The organism is Desulfovibrio inopinatus DSM 10711, assembly GCF_000429305.1.
Classification (GTDB): Bacteria; Desulfobacterota; Desulfovibrionia; order Desulfovibrionales; family Desulfovibrionaceae; genus Alteridesulfovibrio; species Alteridesulfovibrio inopinatus.
Genome location: NZ_AUBP01000049.1, coordinates 1 through 4,528 on the forward strand (window position 1 = coordinate 1; position 4,528 = coordinate 4,528).

A 4,528-nucleotide genomic window follows, 5' to 3' on the forward strand; every position below is an offset into this window, starting at 1 on the left:
AAAGGCCGCAGAGGCAAATACACCGGAGGGCACAAGTACATTTTCCAAATGGCTCTTTCCATGCTCCGTGCAAAGACCGGCTACCTCTGGCAAAAACCGGAGTTTTCAGAATGCCTTGGCAAGCCGCTCCAAGCGGAAGCATGGCATGCGCTATGCGAGAAAAACCGGGCAACATTGCTTGATGTCTATAAGGAACTCGGCAAGGGGAATCACTTCAAAAAAGGCCGTGACCCTTTTCATGCCATCGCCTCTATTGTTGCCTTGCAGCACCCTATTGGAGCGCTGTTTGAGATGGTCGCCCGGATGGAGCGTAGTATTCCATCAACAAGCCAACCAAGCACCAACGCATTGCATGCGAGGAATATTCTTCTCGTGAAGATGCTCATTTGCAACCCCTTGCGGGTACAGCAATACGCAATGATGACTTGGTGCGCTGACAACACGGGCAACCTGTACACAGGACCGGACGGTGAATGGCGCATGCGTTTTGAGCCGGTTGATTTTAAAAACCACTATGGCGCGGCAAGCCAGCCGTATGACGTTGCACTGTCAGAGTGGTTACGGCCTGATATTGATGCCTACCTGAGTGTTTACCGCCCCTACTTCCGGGATGCCGCCGTAAGCAACAGCCTTTTTTTACCCCGTGGGGAAAAGAAAGGTCGGACGCGGGATTATCTTTCAGCGGCAGTTATTTCAAGCACCGTGCTTAAACTCACTCGGAAGTTTATCCCCGACTGCCCTGGATTCAGCGCTCACGCCTTCCGGCATATCATTGCAACGGAATACATCAAGAACAACCCCAATGGCTTTCAGGTTGCCGCCAATATCCTGCATGACAGGCTGGAAACCGTTATGCGGGCCTACGCCCATTTAAAAGTTGCGGACGGCTTCTCTTTCTGGACGGCCTACCTTGACCGCCAGATTGGCAGCTACCAGACTCAGGGGGCTGTCAATGAATAGACAACACGCTTTTGAACGTATGCGTGCTCCGGCTGACGAAGTGCTTGCCGTTCACGGTATACGCACGCGCAAGACAAAACGCGGTGCGGCAATTTGGTTCAACATGGAACGTTGCCCCGCATGCGGGCACAAAGGCTACCAGTGCGGCGTCTCTGAATCGATTGGTCGTAACGGGCGGCTTGTCCATGGCGTTCATTGCTTTCATCCTCAAGAGAACCCCTGGAATAAAGAAAACGTGCATTACGCTGATTTTCTGGCTCATCTGGGCGTCATCAGCGCGGATGAAGCCGAAGCGGTGAAGAATTTTGAAAAGTACGAGAAGCCCAAAGGCAAAAACCTTTTTAACATCAACTCCGGGATCAAGTTTCGTAATCGCCTTTTTAAAAATCGTGCGGCGCTTGCGTACCTGCATGGCCGTGGCCTTGATGACAAGACCATAGAGCGTTTCTTCCTGGGCTTGTCCGCGGAATGGAAGAACAAGGACACGGGAGAAAGACGGTCTGACGCTTTGCTCTGCCCCTTGCGTGGTCTGGAAGGAAGGCTTCTTAATCGCTATGTTTATTACAATATACCCGGCGTGAGCGTGAATCCTCTAAGCGATAACGGATGGATGAAAGGCGACGTGGCCACGTTCTATGCCGACGCCATAGCAGATCAAAGAACGCTCTTCATTTGTGAAGGCCTCAAGGACGTATGGCGGCACTGGCAAGAGCTTTCGCAGCATGACCGGACTTCAAACCTGCTGCTGGTCAGCAGTACACACGGCACGGCTTTTCCCAATGAATGGAAAGAGCCAGAATTCTGGCAACGATGGGATGTTGTCTATTGCGGACAAGACAACGATGAAGCCGGTCAGGATATGGTCCGGCGGATCGCGTTGCTGGCAGGCCGGGAAGTACGCCGCGCTCTTGTTCCAAAAACGTTCGGCAAAGATTGGACGGACTTTTGGCAACAGGGCGGAACTATTGAGGAGTTTGAAGAGATTCTGAATAATGCGCCTGTGATGTCTCAAGAAATCAGCAGCACAGAGGAGACGGGCCGAGTCTCTTTCGATCCTATCGACATCAATGGAGCCTTTCACAATGGGTATTTATACTACCCCGTGCAAACCCTCTACCGAGAAACGGAAAAACGTCTCGATCCTTCCGGAGCGGTCATTGAAGAGGTTGTTGAAAGCCTGGAAACCGTTGTTATTCGTTCAGACAGAACCGTTCATACGGCAGTCTCCTCTCGTCCTCGGAAGGGAGCCAGCAAGAATCAGGTCGTATGGCGTCTGACGGACGGCACACTGATTGAGACTCCGCCGAGGCCAAACACCTACGGCACCTGGTCATGGGGAGCCATTGACGACTATCTGAACAAACGGAATAAGACGCGCTCCTTGGGTAAGATGCTGCGAGCTATTTATAAGCACCTCTATGCAAACGTTTGGCTGCCATACCCGGAGGATTACGCCGTGTTGGCGCTGACGGTTCCCGTTACCTACGCGCAAGCCGCTTTTGACGCCGTGCCGTTGTTCATCGTCAATGGTCCTGCCGGTTCCGGCAAGTCTCAACTTGGCATTGCCATGTCGCAAGTCTGCGCGAACGGGTCGGTCATCGGTCAGACCAGTGCGGCCAGTATAGCCCGTTATATTGATGAAACCAGAGGCTTTGTGGTGCTTGACGACCTCGAATCTCTTGGAACGAAGGGAAACGGCGGTAAAGAAGCCAATTCCTTTTCCGAGTTGGCCCAAGCCTTGAAACTCTCCTACAACAAAAGCACCGGCATCAAGCTCTGGACGGACGTTAAAACCATGAAGACGGAGAAGCTCAACTTCTTTGGCGTCAAGTTCATCAACAACACGCAAGGCGTTGATGACATTCTGGGAAGTCGGATGCTTCATATTCAGACGCGCACTATGCCGCCCGAAGTCCGCGCCGAGTTTCATGAACGCCAAAGCCTTTCTGCCGCCAAACTTCGCGCTTTGCGTGATGAATTACACACCTGGGCTTTTGAGAATATCGGTCATGTTGTGAAGACATATGCGGACATGGTTCCGGGCAAAAGCGATCGGGCGGAGGAAATTACAGCCCCATTGAAAGTTATTGCCGCCATGGCCGGAGATGCTGAACTTGAAGCCGACTTCAAGACAGCCATTGCTATGCAACGCCGCAAGGTGATTCGCTCTGAAGATCCTGTCGAAGTGCTGTGGGAAGCCTTACGAAATTTGGTGATCCAGGGGTTTGCTTGGGTCATGCCGAATCATCTCGTTAATGAGATGAAGACCATGATTCCAAAGGTTTACGACCAGCAAAGCACCACACAGATACCCGAATGGCATCGGGCTTCCTGGATAGGACGCCAGTTGCGTGTTTTTGACCTCGTTGACCCCAACATTCAAGGAAAACGTTACCGCGTTCGTGGAGGGCATTTACGAGCCTTCCCGATACATCCGCGCGTCTTGAAGGAAGTCAGAGAATGGGCCGTGGAGCAAGATGTGGAGATCAAGCCCACCGGGAGCGCCGCGCCTGAAAGCTTTTGTCAAGATTGTGCAACTTGTGTGTATTGCGGTGCCGGTTGCGATATGATGCACAATGACGATGCCAGAATGACAAAGACTGAACGTCTGGCGGCACACATGAATCATGTCCGTACAAGTAAAAAGAGAATCATATAGCCGCGATGCGGAAGGAGTAACGATGAAATACGACGAACATTCAATAAATTTGTCAGACTTTATTGATGACGTCTTGACGCCGTCAGAATCTTTTGCACGCCTTTTTGCAAATGCCTACATTAATACCCCTGCAAAGACGTGTATAAATGCTGATTTTATGGATGTTGCAGAAGTATCTGGTGCGCTTGCAAGTTTAACGCGCCATCGCTTGCAACAATTTGCATGCAAGCTTCAAGAGCAAATCGGGCTAGTTCAAGTCATGCAGCCACGGAGCGATAATCTCGTTGAGTGTGAGATTCGCAATGTCCAGGTGAAGAAAAAAGAGTTAACCGAGGCATGGCAAGAAAAAGAGACTGCCACCAACTTTGGCTGAAAATGACATTTTTCACAGTGTAAACGTCAACCAATAACGAAGAGGCCGGTTTTCCCGGCCTTTCGTTTTGCAGGTGTCTTGAGAATATTGCTAACCAACCGTACAAAAGCATATCTTTTTCACTCGCAAAGCGTCACAGGTTGACGATTCAGACGCCATTTTATTTTTGACCAAAGAAGAAAAGTGACCTGCTGTGAACACCCTTCGGCGCGGCCCTGGTCGGAGGCCATTTTATTTTTGATCATCGGCTAATGGCGTTTCGGTCTTTGCGAGGACAAAATTCTAGCCCACTATGCTTCACTTCGTGAAACGTGGACAAGCGTCATTCGTTGATGTTCATAATCTAGCGGGATAAGAGAAATGAAGCTGCATAGAACATGCGGCAGAGCGCCAAGGTTCCTTGGTTGTCCAAGGAAAAATGAATAAATGCAGCCCTGTAGTTATCAGGCTGCATTTTTCCGTTTTGAGTCGAAAACATAAATATTTGAAATTACAAGACTTCAATTTTCGGTGTAACTATTTTCGCTCTTGAACTC

At 50.4% G+C, this 4,528-nt stretch carries 3 protein-coding genes; all 3 read left to right on the forward strand.

Going from position 1 to position 4,528, the window contains the following annotated elements:
- The coding region (locus tag G451_RS30670; protein WP_034643144.1) for a site-specific integrase at positions 1-960 on the forward strand (960 nt) is incomplete at its 5' end.
- Entirely contained in the window at positions 953-3,619 is a 2,667-nt protein-coding gene (locus G451_RS0120025; protein WP_027185644.1) for a DUF3631 domain-containing protein, read from the forward strand. The genes G451_RS30670 and G451_RS0120025, both read left to right, overlap by 8 nt.
- Positions 3,620-3,641: 22 nt before the next feature.
- The gene (locus G451_RS0120030) at positions 3,642-3,992 is read left to right on the forward strand and encodes a hypothetical protein (protein ID WP_027185645.1); all 351 of its coding nucleotides are present in this window, start codon (positions 3,642-3,644) and stop codon (positions 3,990-3,992) included.
- Positions 3,993-4,528 lie beyond the last annotated feature (536 nt).

Coding starts and splice junctions, on each gene's coding strand:
- G451_RS0120025 (WP_027185644.1), top strand. CDS start 953: ATGAATAGACAACACGCTTTTGAACGTATGCGTGCTCCGGCTGACGAA.
- G451_RS0120030 (WP_027185645.1), top strand. CDS start 3,642: ATGAAATACGACGAACATTCAATAAATTTGTCAGACTTTATTGATGAC.